Below are 14,890 nucleotides of genomic sequence, written 5' to 3' on the forward strand. Positions count from 1 at the left end.
GCGTGCCCAGTAGAGTGCCGCGCTGATGAGCACGCATGAGGTCCCCGGTCACCGCAAACCGCGTCGTCGTCTCGCCCTGATCGGGGTGGCCGCCGGGGTCATCGCTCTCGTCGGAATTGCGGCTTTTGTCCTGCCGGCCGGAGCCAACGGGTGGTTCTCATCCAGCTCGTCCCCCGCCGGGGAGGCCGCCGCGGCCGGGGCCTCCGCGTCCGTCGCGCCCGCGGTCGCCGCCTCGGCACCGGGTCCCGCCGCACGGTCCGCCAAGGCCACTTCCGCCGCGCCGAAGACCGCCGGCGCCTGCGCCCGGCCGGTCGGCGCCGCGCCGGTCTCGCGGGTCACCCAGGTCGGCGTCGGCTCGACCGTGAAGGGGTACGGCGGCGAGAGCGACACCGACCCGCTGCCGATGGCCATCGCGGCCACCCCCGGCGGCGGATCGTGGCTGGCCTGGCTGGGCACCGACGGCAAGGTGCACCTGGGCCGGCTCGGCTGCGACGACAAGCTGACCGGCACGCTCACCAGCTTCACCGGCATCGACCTGCAGGACGTGCAGGCCGACGCGACCGGCGGGGTCCTGCTGCTCACCCACAAGGGCGACTGCCACACCGGGCCGCTCTGCGGGGGCGAGTCCAGCCCCTGCAACAAGATGGTGATGATCCGCTTCGACAACGCGGGCAAGGAGGTCTGGGAGCGACAGGTCACGAACCTGACCGACGCCCGCGGCGGCTACGACGACGGCGCCCGGTTCGTCTGGTGGTACCAGCACCACGGCCGGCTCGCCTCGGACGGCAGCAACTACGCGGCGTACTTCGGGGTGGCGATCACCGTGAAGAACGGCTCCTGCGTGGACATCCACGAGGGCGACCGGATGCAGGTGGTCAGCAAGTCGGGGGCGCTGGTGAGCGGGCACGGCAGCTTCGAGGTCGGCTGCAGTCACGCCTGGACCTCGCGGATCGTGTGGGACCCGCGCGCCAAGAAGTTCGTGATGGTCTGCGCCACCGACAACAACTGCCGGATCGCCCAGCCGAACCCCTATCGCACGGTCGCGGCGGGCACCTGCGACGGCACGCTCTTCGGCGGCGATCTCGTGCCGGCCAAGTCGTCGGGTTACTGGACGGCGTGGAGCCAGGGCGGCAAGGTGCGGCTCGCGCACTTCTCCGGCAGCTCAGCGGCGAACAAGAACATCACCACGTCGGCCGCCTCGCAGCATCCGCACCTGGTCTCGTACGGGTCGGGAAGGATGCTTCTGGCCTGGCAGTCCGGCTCCTCGATGCGGGCGCAGCTCTACGACTCCGGCACCGGGTCGGCGATCGGCAAGCAGTTCACCATCGCCGTCAAGGACCACAACTACCAGGCCTTCAAGTCGTACGCGGACGGCAGCGTGGCCTACCCCGCGGCCGGCAGCAGCGGCTCGTCCATCAAGATCGCCCGAGTCATGCCTTCTTGATCGCCGCGGCCTCCTGCAGCCCCAGGATGTCGATGGCCTGCTCGCGCATCTCGACCTTGCGGACCTTCCCGGTGACCGTCATCGGGAAGCCGTCGACGATGTGCACGTAGCGCGGGATCTTGTAGTGCGTGAGCCGCTCGGCGCAGTAGGCGCGCACGGCCTCGGCGGTCAGCGGGGTGGTGTCGGGGCGCATCACGATCCAGGCCATCAGTTCCTCGCCGTACTTCGCGTCGGGGACGCCGATCACCTGCACGTCGGCGATGTCCGGGTGCGAGTACAGGAACTCCTCGACCTCGCGCGGGTAGACGTTCTCGCCGCCGCGGATGACCAGGTCCTTGATCCGGCCGACGATGTTGAGGTACCCGTCGGCGTCCATCGTGGCCAGGTCACCGGTGTGCATCCAGCGGGCCGCGTCGATCGCGTCGGCGGTGGCGTCGGGCTGCTCCCAGTAGCCGAGCATCACCGAGTAGCCGCGGGTGCACAGCTCGCCGGGCTCGCCCCGCTCCACCACGAGCCCGGTCACCGGGTCGACGACCTTGGACTCGAGGTGCGGCATCACCCGGCCGACGGTCTCGGTGCGGCGGGCCAGGTTGTCGTCGGGGCGGGTCATCGTGGAGACCGGCGACGTCTCGGTCATGCCGTAGCAGATCGCCACCTCGGCCATGTTCATCTCGGCGACCACCCGCTTCATCACCTCGACCGGGCACGGCGAGCCGGCCATGATCCCGGTGCGCAGGGAGGAGAGGTCGTAGTCGGCGAAGTTGGGCAGGCCTAGCTCGGCGATGAACATCGTCGGCACGCCGTAGAGGCTGGTCACCCGTTCCGAGGCCACCGCCGCGAGCGTGGCGGCCGGGTCGAAGCCGGGCGCGGGCAGGACGATGCAGGCGCCGTGCGAGGTCGCGCCGAGGTTGCCCATCACCATCCCGAAGCAGTGGTAGAGCGGGACCGGCAGGCACACGCGGTCCTGCTCGGTGTAGCTGATCAGCTCGCCGACGAAGTAGCCGTTGTTCAGGATGTTGTGGTGCGAGAGCGTCGCGCCCTTGGGAAAGCCGGTCGTGCCGGACGTGTACTGGATGTTGATCGCGTCGTCGAAGGCGAGGCTGGCGGCCCGCCCGGAAATTTCGGTCATGTCCCCGTCGACCGACAAATCGAAATACGAGGCTTCGCCGATGTACGCGACGTCACCGAACCCGATCGATTCGATCATGGATCGGTAGTCGCTCGACTTGAACGACACGGCGCTGATCAGCAGCGAAAGCCCGGACTGCTTCACGACGTACTCGAGCTCGTGCGTGCGGTAGGCCGGGTTGACGTTGACCAGGATCGCGCCGATCTTCGCGGTCGCGTACTGGGTGATCACCCACTCGGCGCAGTTCGGCGCCCAGATCCCGACCCGGTCGCCCTTGGCGATCCCGCGCGCCAGGAGGCCGCGCGCCAGCCGGTTCACGTCGGCGTCGAGCTCGGCGTAGGTCCACCGTCGGCCGGCCGCCACGTCGACCAGCGCCTCCCGGTCGCCGAAGCGGGCGACGGCGCGCTCGAAGTTGGCCCCGATCGTCTCGCCGAGCAGGGGCGCGGTACTGGTACCAGACGAGTAGGCAAGCATTTGCGCAGCATGAGCCGGTTCTGGCCGTCCCGCCACCCCTGTTCGGGGGTAGATGCATGACAGCCGGAAACCGGGGTGGCGTGACATGCTGTGAACGTGTGGGAAACAGCCGACCTGCCCGCCGCTCTCGGCCGGATTCGCCGGGTCACCGGCCTGCCGGTCGCGTTCGGCGGGGTGGTTTCGGCCGATGGGCGGCAGTTGCGGCTCTCCGAGTTCGCCGGGACGGCCACGCCCGCGTTGCATGGACTGATCGTCAGCGCGGGGAACGGGCTGGGCGGCCGGGTCGTGACGACGGCGCGGCCGGGGCGGGTCGAGGACTACGCGGCCGACCCGCGGATCAGCCACGAGTACGACGCGCACGTGGGCGCCGAGGGCCTGCGGGCGATCGCGGCGGTTCCGGTGGCGCTCGGCGGCCCGGGCCTGAACGGGTCGGTGCTGGCCGTGCTCTACGCGGGCACGCGCGAGCCGATCGCCGTCGGCGGCCGGGCCGTGGAGGCGATGGGCCGGGTCGCGCTGCGGCTGGGCACCGAGGCGACTGTGCGGCGGGAGGTTGCCCGGCGGATGGCCGAGCTCGAGACCGCGGCCGTCCGGGGAGCGCCCGGCACCACCTCGCGGGAGTGGGAGGACGTGCGGCTGGCGCATGCCGACCTCCGTACGCTCGCCGCCGAGACCTCGGACCCCGCGCTGAGGGCGCGGCTGCAGCAGATCTCCGATCGCTTGATCGCGAAAGGGCCCGGCGCAGCCGAGATCAACCCGCTCTCGCCGCGCGAGCTCGACGTGCTCGCCATGGTCGCGGTGGGCTGCGGGAACGCGGAGGCGGCGCGGCGGCTGGGGCTGCTGCCCGAGACGGTGAAGAGCTACCTGCGCAACGCGATGCGCAAACTGGGAACGCATGGCCGGATGGAGACGATCGTGACCGCACGCCGCCTGGGATATCTGCCGTGAGGCGGGTCGTCGTCGACGCCGGCGGGGTGACCCTGGTGGAGGCGCCCGTTCCCGAGCCGAAGGACGGCGAGGTGCTCGTGCGGATGGCGATGGCCGGCGTCTGCGGGTCGGACGTGCACGCGCTGCAGGGCAAACATCCCTTCATCACCCTGCCGTACGCGCCGGGGCACGAGGTGAGCGGGACGGTCGAGGCGGTCGGCGCCGGGGTCGGCCCGGCCCTGGCGGTCGGCACGAGGGTCACGATGGAGCCGTTCCTGCCGTGCTGGCAGTGCAAGCAGTGCCGGGCCGGCCGGGAGAACATCTGCGAGAACCTGCGCTTCTTCGGCTGCGCGCACGACCAGGGCGGCATGGCCGACTACTTCACCGTCGACCAGCGGCGGCTGCACGTGATCCCGGAGGCGCTCGACTGGAAGGAGGCCGCGTTCATCGAGCCGCTGGGCACACCGGTGCACGCCTCCCGGCTGGTGGGTGGGCTGGCCGGCAAGACCGTGGCGATTCTCGGGACGGGGACGATCGGGCTGCTCACGCTGCAGGTCGCCCGGGCGCAGGGCGCGAAATCCGTGGTCATGACGGCCCGGTCGGCGCGCAGCCGGGAACGGGCCGCGAAGTTCGGGCCGGACGCGGTGATCGACGCGACGGCGCCCGACGCGGTCGGCCTCGCCCGAGAGGCGCTCGGTGAGAGCGCCGATGTCGTCTTCGACTGCGTCGCCGAGCAGTCCACGATGGACCAGGCGCTGGCCATGGCGAACAAGGGGGGCACGGTCGTGGTCGTGGGGGTGCCGCCGGCGCCGGTGACGATCCCGCTGCCGATGATCCAGGACAGTCAGCTGCGCGTGCAGGGCAGCGCCACGTATCTCCCCGACGACTTCACGGACGCCATCGACCTGCTCGTCACCGGCCGGGTCGACATGTCCGGGCTGGCCACCGCGGTGCGGCCGCTCGACGAGGCGGCCGCGGCCTTCGCCGACGCGGCCTCCGGCGAGCACATCAAAGTGCTGCTGCGAGCCTGAGTGGGCGGGGACGTCACTCTGGCCGTGCTCGGGCCGCTGCGAGCGACGGTCGGCGGGAGCGAGGCGGACCTCGGCGGGCCCCGGCAGCGGGCGGTGCTGGCCCGGCTCGCGGTGGCGGGCGGCGAGGTGGTCTCGGCCGACCGCATCATCGAGGACCTGTGGGGCGGCGGCGCCGACGTCCCGGCCCGGCAGCTGGCCACCCTTCAGGTGTACGTGTCGCACCTGCGCCGGGCGTTGGAGCCGGACCGGCTGCGGCGTACCCCGGCGGCGGTGCTGGTCAGCGCGGCCCCCGGGTATGCGCTGCGGCTGCCGGCCGAGGCGGTGGACGCGTGGCGCTTCGACGACTTGGTGCGACAGGCGGCGGAGGAGGGCCCGGCGGCCCGGCACCGGCTGCTGACCGAGGCGCTGGACGGGTGGCGGGGCGGCGCGTACGCCGAGGTGGCCGACGAGGCGTGGGCCCGGCCCGAGGCGGCCCGGCTCGACGAGCTGCGGCTGGCGGCGGTCGAGTCGCTGGCCGAGGCGGAGCTGGCGCTGGGCCGGGCCGCGATCGTGGTGGCCACGATGGAGCGGCACCTGCACGACCATCCGGGCCGCGAGGAGGCGGTACGGCTGCTGGCGCTCGCGCTCTACCGCAGCGGGCGCCAGGGTGACGCACTGGAGGCGCTGCGCCGGACCCGGCGGCACCTCGCCGACGAACTGGGCGTCGATCCCGGTCCGGCGCTGCGGGCGCTGGAGGCGGACATCCTCGCGCAGGCGCCGGCTCTCGACGCGCCGGTCCCGTTGCCGCCGGCGGCATCGGTCACTAGGGCCCCGGTTGACTCTTTCCCCCGTACGGGCAAAGGAACTTGGGGACGACAGGCGGAACTCGCGGCAATCGCGGCCGCCGCCGACGAGGCCGCGCGGCACGGCGCCCGGGTCGTGCTGATCGGCGGCGAGGCCGGCGCCGGAAAGACCACGCTCGCCGAGGCCGCGGTCGCCGCGCTCGCCACCGGCGGCTGGAAGGTCCATCGTGGACGATGCCCGGAGGTCGAGGGCGCGCCGCCCGGCTGGGCCTGGTCGGAGGCGCTCGGCTCGGAACCGGTCGACGGCCCGGCCAACCCGTTCCGGCTCGGGCGGGCGATCGCGGCCGGGCTCGACGGCGGGAAGGCCGTGGTGCTGCTCGACGACGTGCACCGCGCCGACGACCTGACCCTGCAACTGCTCCGGCAGGTCGTGGCCCAGCGAGCGCCCAGTCCGCTGCTGGTGATCGTCACGTACCGCACCACCGACCGCGGCGACGAGTTGGAGGCGACGATCGGCGCGCTGCTCACCTCGACCGCGGCCCACCTGCTGCTCGGCGGCCTCGACGCCGAGGCGATCGCCGCGCTGGCGCGACGCGAGGGCCTGGTGGCGGCGGGGCCGGACGTGCTCGCGCTGGTCGCCGAGCGCACCGGCGGCAACCCCCTGTTCGTGCGCGAGCTGGCCCGGCTGCTAGCCGCCGAGGGCACGGACGCGGCGGGGACCGCGGTGCCGGCGGGAGTGCGCGAGGTCCTGCGCCGGCGGGTCGCCCGGCTGCCCGACCCAGTGACGGCGGCGCTGCGCCAGGCCGCGGTGCTGGGCCGGGAGGCCGATGTGGACGTGCTCGCCGAGGTGGCCGGCCGCGACCCCGACGAGGTGCTCGACGCGCTGGAGGCGGCGGTACTCGCCGGGCTGCTCGACGAGCCGGTGCCGGGCGTTGTGCGGTTCACGCACGCGTTGGTGCGGGACACGCTCTACGAGGACACGCCGCTGCTGCGCCGGGCGCGGCTGCACAGCCGGGCGCTCTCGGTGCTGGGCGCCCACCGGGCGGATGCCGCGACTCTCGCCCGGCACGCCGCGGCGGCGGCCGGTCCGGCCACGGCTCATGAGGCGATTCCGTACGCGACGAATGCCGCGCGTGCCGCCGAGGAGGCCGGATCGTGGCGGGAGGCGGCGGCGCAGTGGCGGTCGGCGCTGCGGCTGCGCTCGCTGGCCGGGACCCGGGCGACGGGGGCGCCGACCGACCTGCTCGCGCCGGCGGTGAACGCCCATGCCCGGGCCGGGGACATCGTCCGTGCCCGGTCGCTGTACCTCTCGGTGCCGCCCGATCCGGCGCTGCTGACCGCGTGGGACGCGCCGCTGGTGTGGACCACCCGGCAGAGTCGTTCACCGGATTTTTCGATTGTCGACGGTATATATCATTTCCTGGATGGCATTTCGGACCCGGTGGCTCGGGTGCGGCTGCTGCTGGCGCTCTTCCGCGAGCTGGAGGGCCACGACGACGCCGCGGCCGCCGAGGTCAGCGCCGAGGCCCTGGACCTGGCCCGCACGGTCGGCGACCTGCGGCTGCTCTGCGGCGCGCTGAACGCGCGGGCGTACTCGGCGCTGGGGCCCGACCTGCGGGCGATCCGCCGCTCCACCGCCGAGGAGTACCTGGCCGCCTCGGTCGCGGCCGGCGAGATCGACCACGAGGCGGTGGCGCACTGGCTGCTGTTCCTCGACTCGGCGGCGCACACCGACCTGGACGGCGCGCGGACCGAGATGGCCCGGGCCGTCGCCCGCTCGACCACCGGGCAGCTCAGCAGCCTGCTCGCGGTCGTCGCGATCTTCGACGGGTTGCTCTCGCTGCTGGCCGGGCGGACCGACGAGGCGCTCGCCCGGTACGAGGACGTGGGCCGCCGGCTGACCGACCACGGCGCGATGAACGGCGCGCTGATGGTGACCGTCGGCCGGGTCAGCGTAGCCGTGTTCCGCGGCGACCTGTCCCCGCTGGTCGACGAGCTGCTGGCGACCGACGAGGCGTTCGCCGGCCGGATCAGCGATCCGCTCGTGCTGGCCCTGCTCGACGCCGGCCGGCGCGCGGAGGCCGAGGAGGTCTGGGCCCGGCGACTGCCGATCGACCGCAACTACTACTGGCTCGGCCTCACGGCGATGCGCGGGCACGCGGCGGCCCGGCTCGGCGACGCCGCGACCGGGCGGGAGATCTTCGAGGAGCTGCTGCCGTTCGCGGGGCGGGTCGCCGGCCTCGATTCGGGCAGCCTCTACGGCGGCCCGGTCGACGCCGCCCTGTTCGCGCTCTCCGGCGATATCGCGTACCGGGACTCCGCCGGTGCTCTGCTGGAGCGGCTCAGGCGCTGAAGACGAGCCGCTCGCGGCGGCGGAACGGCACCGGCAGCAGCTTGATCATCAGAGCGAGCGGGATGCCGCCGTCCCTGCGGGCCGCGGCCAGCTCGGCCTCGGTGCAGACCGCGAGGATGCGGGGCACCTCGAACGACATCTTGCCGCCGCGCTTGCGGACCTCGGACTCGACCGTCGCCCAGTCCTCGTCGGAGAGGTACTGCTTGATCAGCGGGACGATCGTGCGCTCCTCGTCGGCGATGTGCTCGGTCAGGGTGTCCCGCAGGTCGGCCAGGTCGGCGGCGAGCTCGGGCGAGACCACCTGCCGTCGGGCCAGGTCCCGGGCCCCGGCGCGGATCCGGGTCAGCTTGGGGTCGAGCACGCCGTGGTCGTCGGTGAGCTCGGTCAGGTCGACGTGCACGCCGGCCCGCCGTTCGAGGACCGGCCAGAGCACGTCGTCCTCGGCGCGGTGATGGTGGTGGAGGCTGTCGCAGAAGTCGCTCAGGTATGCCGCGATCGCCGCGGCCCGGCGCCGGTCAAGGTTTCCGCCACCGGCCAGCGCGGCCGTGAGCTCGGCAAGCCGGTCGAGGTCGCGGAGCATGGCGCGGTGCGCGAGGAGCAGTCCCGTGGGTTCCTTGTTCATGGTGGTCACCGTGCCGCGCGCCACCTTCGGCCGGCCTAACAGCGACTTAACTTCGCCGGTCGCGAGCCCTTCCGGTTACCGGCCGGTAATGGAAGGGTAATGCGATGGCGGACTTCGATGTCGTGATCGTCGGCAGCGGCTTCGGCGGCAGTGTCAGCGCGCTGCGCCTCACCGAGAAGGGCTACCGGGTCGCTGTGCTCGAGGCAGGCCGGCGGTTCACCCCGGCGACGCTCCCGAAGACCTCGTGGGACCTGCGGAACTTCCTGTGGGCGCCGCGGCTCGGGCTGCGCGGCATCCAGCGGATCACGCTGCTCAAGGACATCGTCGTGCTGTCCGCGGCCGGGGTCGGCGGCGGTTCCCTGGTGTACGCGAACACGCTGTACCGCCCGCCGGCCACGTTCTTCGACGACCCGCACTGGGCGGGCATCACCGACTGGAGCGCCGAGCTCGCCCCGCACTACGACCAGGCCTCGCGCATGCTCGGGGTGGTCGAGCAGCCCACGATGACGCCGTCCGACGTGGTCATCAAGGAGGTGGCCTCGGAGATGGGGGTGGGTTCGAGCTTCCGCCGTACGCCCGTGGGTGTCTTCTTCGGTTCGCCCGGCGTGACCGTCCCCGACCCGTACTTCGGTGGCGCGGGCCCGTCCCGTACCGGGTGCACCCAGTGCGGCAACTGCATGATCGGCTGCAAGGTGGGCGCGAAGAACCGGCTCGACGTGAACTACCTGTATCTGGCCGAGAAGGCGGGCGCCGTCGTGCATCCGGACACCGAGGCGGTCTCGCTGGCTTTCCGCGATCCGGGCTGGGTGGTGACCACGCGGAAGGGACAGTTCACCGCCGATCAGGTGATCCTCTCGGCCGGAGCGCTCGGCACTCAGCGGCTGCTGCACGCCATGCGTGACACCGGCGTGCTGCCCCGGGTGTCGGCCCGGCTCGGCGCGCTGACCCGGACCAACTCGGAGGCGCTGCTCGGCGCGCAGGCGGCCGCGGTGCCCGCCGAGCCGTTCTCGCGCGGCGTGGCGATCACCTCGTCGTTCCATCCGGACGCCACGACCCACATCGAGCCGGTGCGGTACGGCCCGGGCAGCAACGCCATGGGCCTGCTCGCCACGCTGCTGGTCGACGGCGGCGGCCGGGTGCCACGGCCGGTGAAGTTCCTCGGGCAGGCGCTGCGCCACCCGTACGTCCTGCTCCGCTCGCTGTCGGTGCGCCGGTGGAGCGAGCGCACGATCATCGCGCTGGTCATGCAGACGCTCGACAACTCGCTCACCGTGCGGCGCACCAAGCGCGGCCGGCTGACCACCGGCCCGGGTCACGGCGAGCCGAATCCCACCTGGATTCCGCAGGGGCACGAGGCGGTCCGCCGGATCGCCGAGAAGATCGGCGGGTTCCCGGGCGGCACGGTCGGCGACATCTTCGACATTCCGATGACCGCCCATATTCTCGGCGGCGCCACGATCGGCGATTCCCCGGAGACCGGCGTGGTCGACCCGTATCACCGCGTTTACGGGTACGCCGGATTGCACGTCGTCGACGGCGCGGCCGTTCCGGCGAATCTGGGCGTGAATCCGTCGCTGACCATCACGGCGATGGCCGAGCGGGCGATGTCTCTCTGGCCGAACAAGGGCGACACCGATCGGCGCCCGCCGCTCGGCGCGGAATATGAACGCGTCGTACCGATCCCGCCACGCACACCGGCGGTTCCGGCGTCGGCGCCGGCGGCGCTTCAATTCTGAATTGGACGAACCGCCCCGGCACCGGAGAATCGGCGACGAGGCGGCTCGGGTCTGGCGAGCCTGATCGGGTCAGGCGGTGGTGCAGTTCGATCCGTTGAGCGCGAATGAGGGCGGGTTCGAGAAACTGCCCGAGTAGGTGCCTTGGAATCCGAACGAGGCGTTCGCACCCGGCGCGATGCTTCCGTTCCAGGAAACATTGCGGGCGGTGATCGCACCGCTCGATCCGGTGAGCGTCGCGTTCCACGACGAGGTGATCGTCTGGCCGCTCGGCAGGGTGAATCCGAGACTCCAGCCGTTGATCGTGCCGCTGCCGGTGTTGGCCACGGTCACGTTCGCGGTGAATCCCGAGTTCCAGACATTCGTGCCGTACGTGACGCGGCAGGCAGACGTCCCGCCCGTGGGCTGGGTGGTGGGCTGCGTCGTCGGCTGGGTGGTGGGCTGACCGCCACCGTTGACCGCCGCCGAGAAGTTGGTGACGGCCAGGCCGGCGCCGCCGATCCACGGCTCGAAACCGGCCTGGATGCTGGTGAGATACCACGAGCTGGTGATCGCACCGCGGTTCTTCACGTCGTTGATGAAGTCGAGCACGCTGAAGCTCCAGCTCGAGATCGCCGACGGCGCGACGTACGAGACGACCGCGTTCGACCCGTTGCTGCCGCGCCAGACCTCCCAGTTACGGCCGCCGATGGTCGCGTTGCCGACCACCGAGCCGATCGGCTGGATCGAGCCCTGGCGGTTGAACCAGATCATGATTTCCTGCTGGTTGACGCCGTCCTTCTTGGGCGACGGGTCGAGCCAGATGTCGTACGCGGCGTCGTAGGTGGCGCCCGAGATGAACTGGTAGTTGATGCTGCTGGTCGCGCTCGAGATCGAGCTGACCTGCATCGGCAGGTTCGTGCCGGGCGAACAGTTGGTGTAGTGGCAGCCCAGGTAGACGGCCGGGTAGGAGACCGGGGCGCCGCTGGTGTTGCCGGTGCCCTGCTGGGTCTGGATCGAGAAGCCGGTGCCGGTGACGTTGATGCACTGCTGGGCGGAGGTGCCCCAGCGGTTGTTCATCACCACGTAACGACCGCCGATCGTGGTGCTGCCGTACTGTTCGCAGATCTGCGTGTCGGCCGCCGCTGGTCCGGCGACGGCGAAGGCCGTCACGGTCGCGGCGGCCAGCAGGCCGACGGCCGAGAGGGCTCGGATGGCACGTCTCATTGCGAAGCTCCTTGAGAGGGGATCCCGCGGGGACGGGTGGTGGGAGCGCTCCCACGACACGTTACAGGACATTGACGAAGCTGAAAAGTGTGTGACACCCCGAACCTCCGAACGAGTGCACCCGGCGCCCGCGGACGGGACTTTCCCCACACCGGCGTACGGGCAGAATTGCGACATGCGATGGGGTAATTTGCACTGAGAACTGGCGAGAGACAGAATGAATGCGTATCGACATTCGCGGCGCCACGCCGCGTGCGCATAGTCGTCACTCAAATGACATCGCTGTAGGAGCAGGCACACCATGGCCAAGCAGGTAATAACCCTTCTGACCGACGACCTCGACGGCGGAGAGGCCGACCGCACCGTCGAGTTCGGACTCGACGGTGTGAACTACACGATCGACCTCTCCGAGAAGAACGCCGGCAAGTTGCGTAAGGCGCTCGACCCGTTCCTGAACGCGGCCACCCGGGTCGGCCGCAGCGGACTCGTCGCCGCCGGCCGGCGTAGCGCACCGGCAAGCACGGGCCGCGCCAGCCGCGACCAGAACCAGGCAATTCGCGAGTGGGCCAACAAGAACGGGTTCGAGGTGTCGGAGCGCGGGCGCATCCCGAGCCACATCGTCGAGGCGTACCACAGCAAGCGATAGGTTGATCCCCGTCGCCGGATAAACGGTGTCGCCGGTCGTCGGCGGCGCCGTTTTTCCCGCGGAAAGGGGAGTCATGCCGGTCGTCATCATCACCGGGGCGTCCAGCGGAATCGGCCGCGCCGCGGCGGTTCGGCTCGGGCGGGCCGGTTTCACGGTTGTGCTCGCGGCCCGGCGCGCGGCCGAGCTTGCGGACGCGGCGGCGGAGATCGGCTCGGCGGCGGTGGCGGTGCCGACCGACGTACGCGATCCCGCGGCGATCGACGCGCTAGTGGCCCGTGCCCTCGAGGTGGACGGCCGGATCGACGGCCTGGTCAACAACGCCGGCGTGGGTGGCAAGGCGTCCGTTCTCACCGACGACGACGTGGTCACCGAGACGATCGACGTGAACCTGGTGGCGCCGATCCGGCTCATGCGGGCGGTGGTGCCGATCATGCGAGAGCAGGGATCGGGCGCCATCGTCAACATCGGGTCGGTGGCCGGCGAGATCGGACTCGGCGGCGTCTATTCGGCCACCAAATTCGCGCTGCGCGGGATGAACGACTCGGTACGGCGAGAGCTCGTGGGAACGGGCATCGGGGTCACGCTGATCGAACCGGGATTCATCGACACCGGCTTCAACAGCCGCACGAACCTGCCGGGCCCGGAGATCGTGGCGGCGGCGATCGAGCGAGCCTTGCGCCGCCCGCGCCGACGGATTGTGGTACCCCGCAAATATCGAGCGGCGATGGTGGTGGCGGGGGCGCTGCCGTTCCTTGTCGACCGAATCTATGCGGGAAAGGCCGGGAAGCGTTAGGACGACCTGTTGAGTCGTCCACGGCGCGGGTGTCGGCGTCGCCGCTGGTCCGTTTCCCAGGCGCACGCTCGGCCCGGCGGGTGGCGGGCGCTTCATCCCGATCTACAGCCTTGGCTTCGCCTATCGCGACGGTGAAGAACCGCTGTTCGTAGCGAACAGAAACTCTTCACGCTTGGGCGGGGGGTGCCTAGGCGACGGGGGTCCGGGGCGGCCATATCGCGACGTATCGATCACAGCTCCCGCTGGGTGGGCGCCGCGACTGGAATGCGGGAATGAGCGGCCACGATGCGGGACGACGGCGCAGACGGCGGCCGCGAGGTTCTGGGTCTGAAGGTCTCCAGCAATGAAGACGGCGCGGGCCGGCTGGCGTTCCTGCGCAGCTTGACGGCCCGGGGCCTGTCCGGGGTCCGCCTCGTGATTTCCGATGCCCACGGCGTTGCACGCCGACCAGCTATAACGGCCCTCGTCACCCGCGTCGCCGGGAACCGGAGGGTTCAGGGTTCGAGTCCCTGGCGGCGCGCACCTGGGTGCCCGACGCACATCACGCCCGTTCCCGCCGGTTCAGCAGCGAAGTACAGGGGGCCGCTCGCACCGCCGAGCAGGGCCGGGCTGAAACGTCCGCCGCTCGGGCACCCCGCCGCCCTTGGCGCGAGCGCCCGGGCTGCACCCCGGCGATTTCAGCCCGCCGGCAGGCGCGACGAGAAGAAAGAAGCCGGCCAGGTCGTCCGGCTCGACCGACGGGATGCGGGGGAGCGGGCGAATCGCCGACACGCCCTGACCACGTTGCTCTGCGAGCTGCGGGCTGCGACCGGCGGCGGCACACACTACCGCCGCCGGTCGCACTTCTGAGCCCCCGGCCGGTGCACGAGGTCGTGCCGGCGATGGGGGCCAAGCGAGATCAGGGCAGGTAGTAGTTCGGGTTGGGGAGCTTGAAGGTCTTGTCGGCGTGGCCGCCCTTCAGGTCGCTGAACTGGTCGCCGAAGTTGGCGACGATGTCGTAGCCCAGCGACTCGATGTGCGCCCGCGTCGCCGACTTGTAGTGGATGGTCGTACACTTGCCGCCCGGGTCGGCCGCGCAGGCCGCCTTCAGGTAGTCCGGGTACACGCTCACGTCCGGCTTGGTGAACAGGCCGTCCTCGCCGTCGCGAAGGGTCGTCGGCTTCGGGTATCCGGCGTCCACGCCGACCCCGTCCGCGGTGAGGTTGCCGAGCGTGGCCGGCTCCTGCGTGGTCGGGCGGCCGGTCAGGTAGAAGATCGCGTAGCCCTCGCGCTCGGCCGCCTTGACCGTCGCGACCATGCCCGGCACCGCCGGGAACAGCTGGCCGTTCACGTAGTCGGCGTTCGTCGCCGGGTTGAACGCCCAGTTGCTGACGATCTCGTAGTTCCAGGTTGCCAGCGTGGTGTCGTCGACGTCCAGGATGATCGCCTTGGTGGCGTGCCCGTGCGACCGGAAGTGGCTCAGGTAACCGGCGCCGTCGGCGGCCACGTGCGACGCCTCGCGGGCGTAGTTGCTGTCCGGAGCGAACTGGCCGGTGCCCAGCGGGTCGCCGTAATAGTTGCGCAGCTGCTGCCGGAGGACGTCGATGTTGGTGACGTCCTTCTCGGAGCGCGGAGTGATCGTCTTGATCGCCGGTTGGGCGGTCGTCGTCGCGGCGGCCCAGCCGACGCCGGCGCCACCGAGGACGGCCACGGTGATGGCCACCGCGGCGACGGCGGCGCGACGGGGAGCACGGAGGGAAGTGATGTTCATCCC

11 protein-coding genes and 1 pseudogene are annotated in these 14,890 nt (G+C 71.4%); 8 read left to right on the top strand and 4 right to left on the bottom strand.

Annotation, left to right across the window (positions count from 1 at the left end; genetic code table 11):
* Positions 1-25: 25 nt before the first annotated feature.
* On the top strand, positions 26-1,444 hold the full coding sequence (locus tag A3CQ_RS0118690) for a hypothetical protein (protein ID WP_063713580.1): 1,419 nt from the start codon (positions 26-28) through the stop codon (positions 1,442-1,444).
* Here A3CQ_RS0118690 and A3CQ_RS0118695 read toward each other — a convergent pair.
* Complete coding sequence (locus tag A3CQ_RS0118695; RefSeq protein WP_020512471.1) at positions 1,431-3,047, bottom strand: AMP-binding protein; 1,617 nt, start codon at positions 3,045-3,047, stop codon at positions 1,431-1,433. The genes A3CQ_RS0118690 and A3CQ_RS0118695 overlap by 14 nt on opposite strands.
* Positions 3,048-3,143: 96 nt before the next feature.
* Here A3CQ_RS0118695 and A3CQ_RS62145 point away from each other — a divergent pair, with 96 nt between their 5' ends.
* The 3 genes from A3CQ_RS62145 to A3CQ_RS63680 are packed head-to-tail and all read left to right on the top strand — an operon-like array spanning position 3,144 to position 8,137.
* Positions 3,144-3,992, top strand: coding sequence for a helix-turn-helix transcriptional regulator (locus A3CQ_RS62145; protein ID WP_211216640.1), 849 nt, complete (start codon positions 3,144-3,146; stop codon positions 3,990-3,992).
* Complete coding sequence (locus tag A3CQ_RS62150) at positions 3,989-5,002, top strand: zinc-dependent alcohol dehydrogenase (protein WP_020512473.1); 1,014 nt, start codon at positions 3,989-3,991, stop codon at positions 5,000-5,002. Before A3CQ_RS62145 ends, A3CQ_RS62150 begins: the two co-directional genes overlap by 4 nt.
* Complete coding sequence (locus A3CQ_RS63680) at positions 5,003-8,137, top strand: ATP-binding protein (protein ID WP_020512474.1); 3,135 nt, start codon at positions 5,003-5,005, stop codon at positions 8,135-8,137.
* Here A3CQ_RS63680 and A3CQ_RS0118715 read toward each other — a convergent pair.
* Positions 8,127-8,759 carry a hemerythrin domain-containing protein gene (locus tag A3CQ_RS0118715; protein ID WP_040432600.1) on the bottom strand — a complete coding sequence of 211 codons (633 nt, stop codon included), beginning with the start codon at positions 8,757-8,759 and terminating at the stop codon, positions 8,127-8,129. The genes A3CQ_RS63680 and A3CQ_RS0118715 overlap by 11 nt on opposite strands.
* A 104-nt stretch (positions 8,760-8,863) precedes the next feature.
* Between A3CQ_RS0118715 and A3CQ_RS0118720 the strand changes: the two genes are divergently transcribed.
* Entirely contained in the window at positions 8,864-10,495 is a 1,632-nt protein-coding gene (locus tag A3CQ_RS0118720; RefSeq protein WP_020512476.1) for a GMC oxidoreductase, read from the top strand.
* Between the two features lie 69 nt (positions 10,496-10,564).
* Here A3CQ_RS0118720 and A3CQ_RS0118725 read toward each other — a convergent pair whose 3' ends face one another.
* The gene (locus tag A3CQ_RS0118725) at positions 10,565-11,698 is read right to left on the bottom strand and encodes a glycoside hydrolase family 12 protein (protein WP_020512477.1); all 1,134 of its coding nucleotides are present in this window, start codon (positions 11,696-11,698) and stop codon (positions 10,565-10,567) included.
* Positions 11,699-11,999: 301 nt separating this feature from the next.
* On the opposite strand from A3CQ_RS0118725, the gene A3CQ_RS0118730 reads away from it, so the two are divergent.
* The 3 genes and pseudogenes from A3CQ_RS0118730 to A3CQ_RS59175 all read left to right on the top strand — a co-directional run.
* Positions 12,000-12,344, top strand: a complete 345-nt coding sequence (locus tag A3CQ_RS0118730) for a histone-like nucleoid-structuring protein Lsr2 (protein WP_020512478.1) — start codon at positions 12,000-12,002, stop codon at positions 12,342-12,344.
* A 73-nt stretch (positions 12,345-12,417) separates the two neighbouring features.
* Positions 12,418-13,137 (top strand): SDR family NAD(P)-dependent oxidoreductase, encoded by a 720-nt coding sequence (locus tag A3CQ_RS0118735; RefSeq protein WP_020512479.1) that lies wholly within the window; start codon positions 12,418-12,420, stop codon positions 13,135-13,137.
* 300 nt (positions 13,138-13,437) lie between these two features.
* Positions 13,438-13,569 (top strand): annotated as a pseudogene (locus tag A3CQ_RS59175) (transposase); the annotation flags it as partial.
* Positions 13,570-14,035: 466 nt separating this feature from the next.
* Here A3CQ_RS59175 and A3CQ_RS0118740 read toward each other — a convergent pair.
* Positions 14,036-14,887 (bottom strand): HAD family acid phosphatase, encoded by an 852-nt coding sequence (locus A3CQ_RS0118740; protein WP_020512480.1) that lies wholly within the window; start codon positions 14,885-14,887, stop codon positions 14,036-14,038.
* Between the last annotated feature and the right edge of the window lie 3 nt (positions 14,888-14,890).

This window comes from Paractinoplanes globisporus DSM 43857, assembly GCF_000379645.1.
Taxonomy (GTDB): Bacteria; Actinomycetota; Actinomycetes; order Mycobacteriales; family Micromonosporaceae; genus Actinoplanes; species Actinoplanes globisporus.

Excerpts from the sequence above, each read along its gene's own strand:
- A3CQ_RS0118690 (WP_063713580.1), top strand. The coding sequence starts at position 26 with ATGAGCACGCATGAGGTCCCCGGTCACCGCAAACCGCGTCGTCGTCTC.
- A3CQ_RS0118695 (WP_020512471.1), bottom strand. The coding sequence starts at position 3,047 with ATGCTTGCCTACTCGTCTGGTACCAGTACCGCGCCCCTGCTCGGCGAG.
- A3CQ_RS0118715 (WP_040432600.1), bottom strand. The coding sequence starts at position 8,759 with ATGAACAAGGAACCCACGGGACTGCTCCTCGCGCACCGCGCCATGCTC.
- A3CQ_RS0118720 (WP_020512476.1), top strand. The coding sequence starts at position 8,864 with ATGGCGGACTTCGATGTCGTGATCGTCGGCAGCGGCTTCGGCGGCAGT.
- A3CQ_RS0118725 (WP_020512477.1), bottom strand. The coding sequence starts at position 11,698 with ATGAGACGTGCCATCCGAGCCCTCTCGGCCGTCGGCCTGCTGGCCGCC.
- A3CQ_RS0118730 (WP_020512478.1), top strand. The coding sequence starts at position 12,000 with ATGGCCAAGCAGGTAATAACCCTTCTGACCGACGACCTCGACGGCGGA.
- A3CQ_RS0118735 (WP_020512479.1), top strand. The coding sequence starts at position 12,418 with ATGCCGGTCGTCATCATCACCGGGGCGTCCAGCGGAATCGGCCGCGCC.
- A3CQ_RS0118740 (WP_020512480.1), bottom strand. The coding sequence starts at position 14,887 with ATGAACATCACTTCCCTCCGTGCTCCCCGTCGCGCCGCCGTCGCCGCG.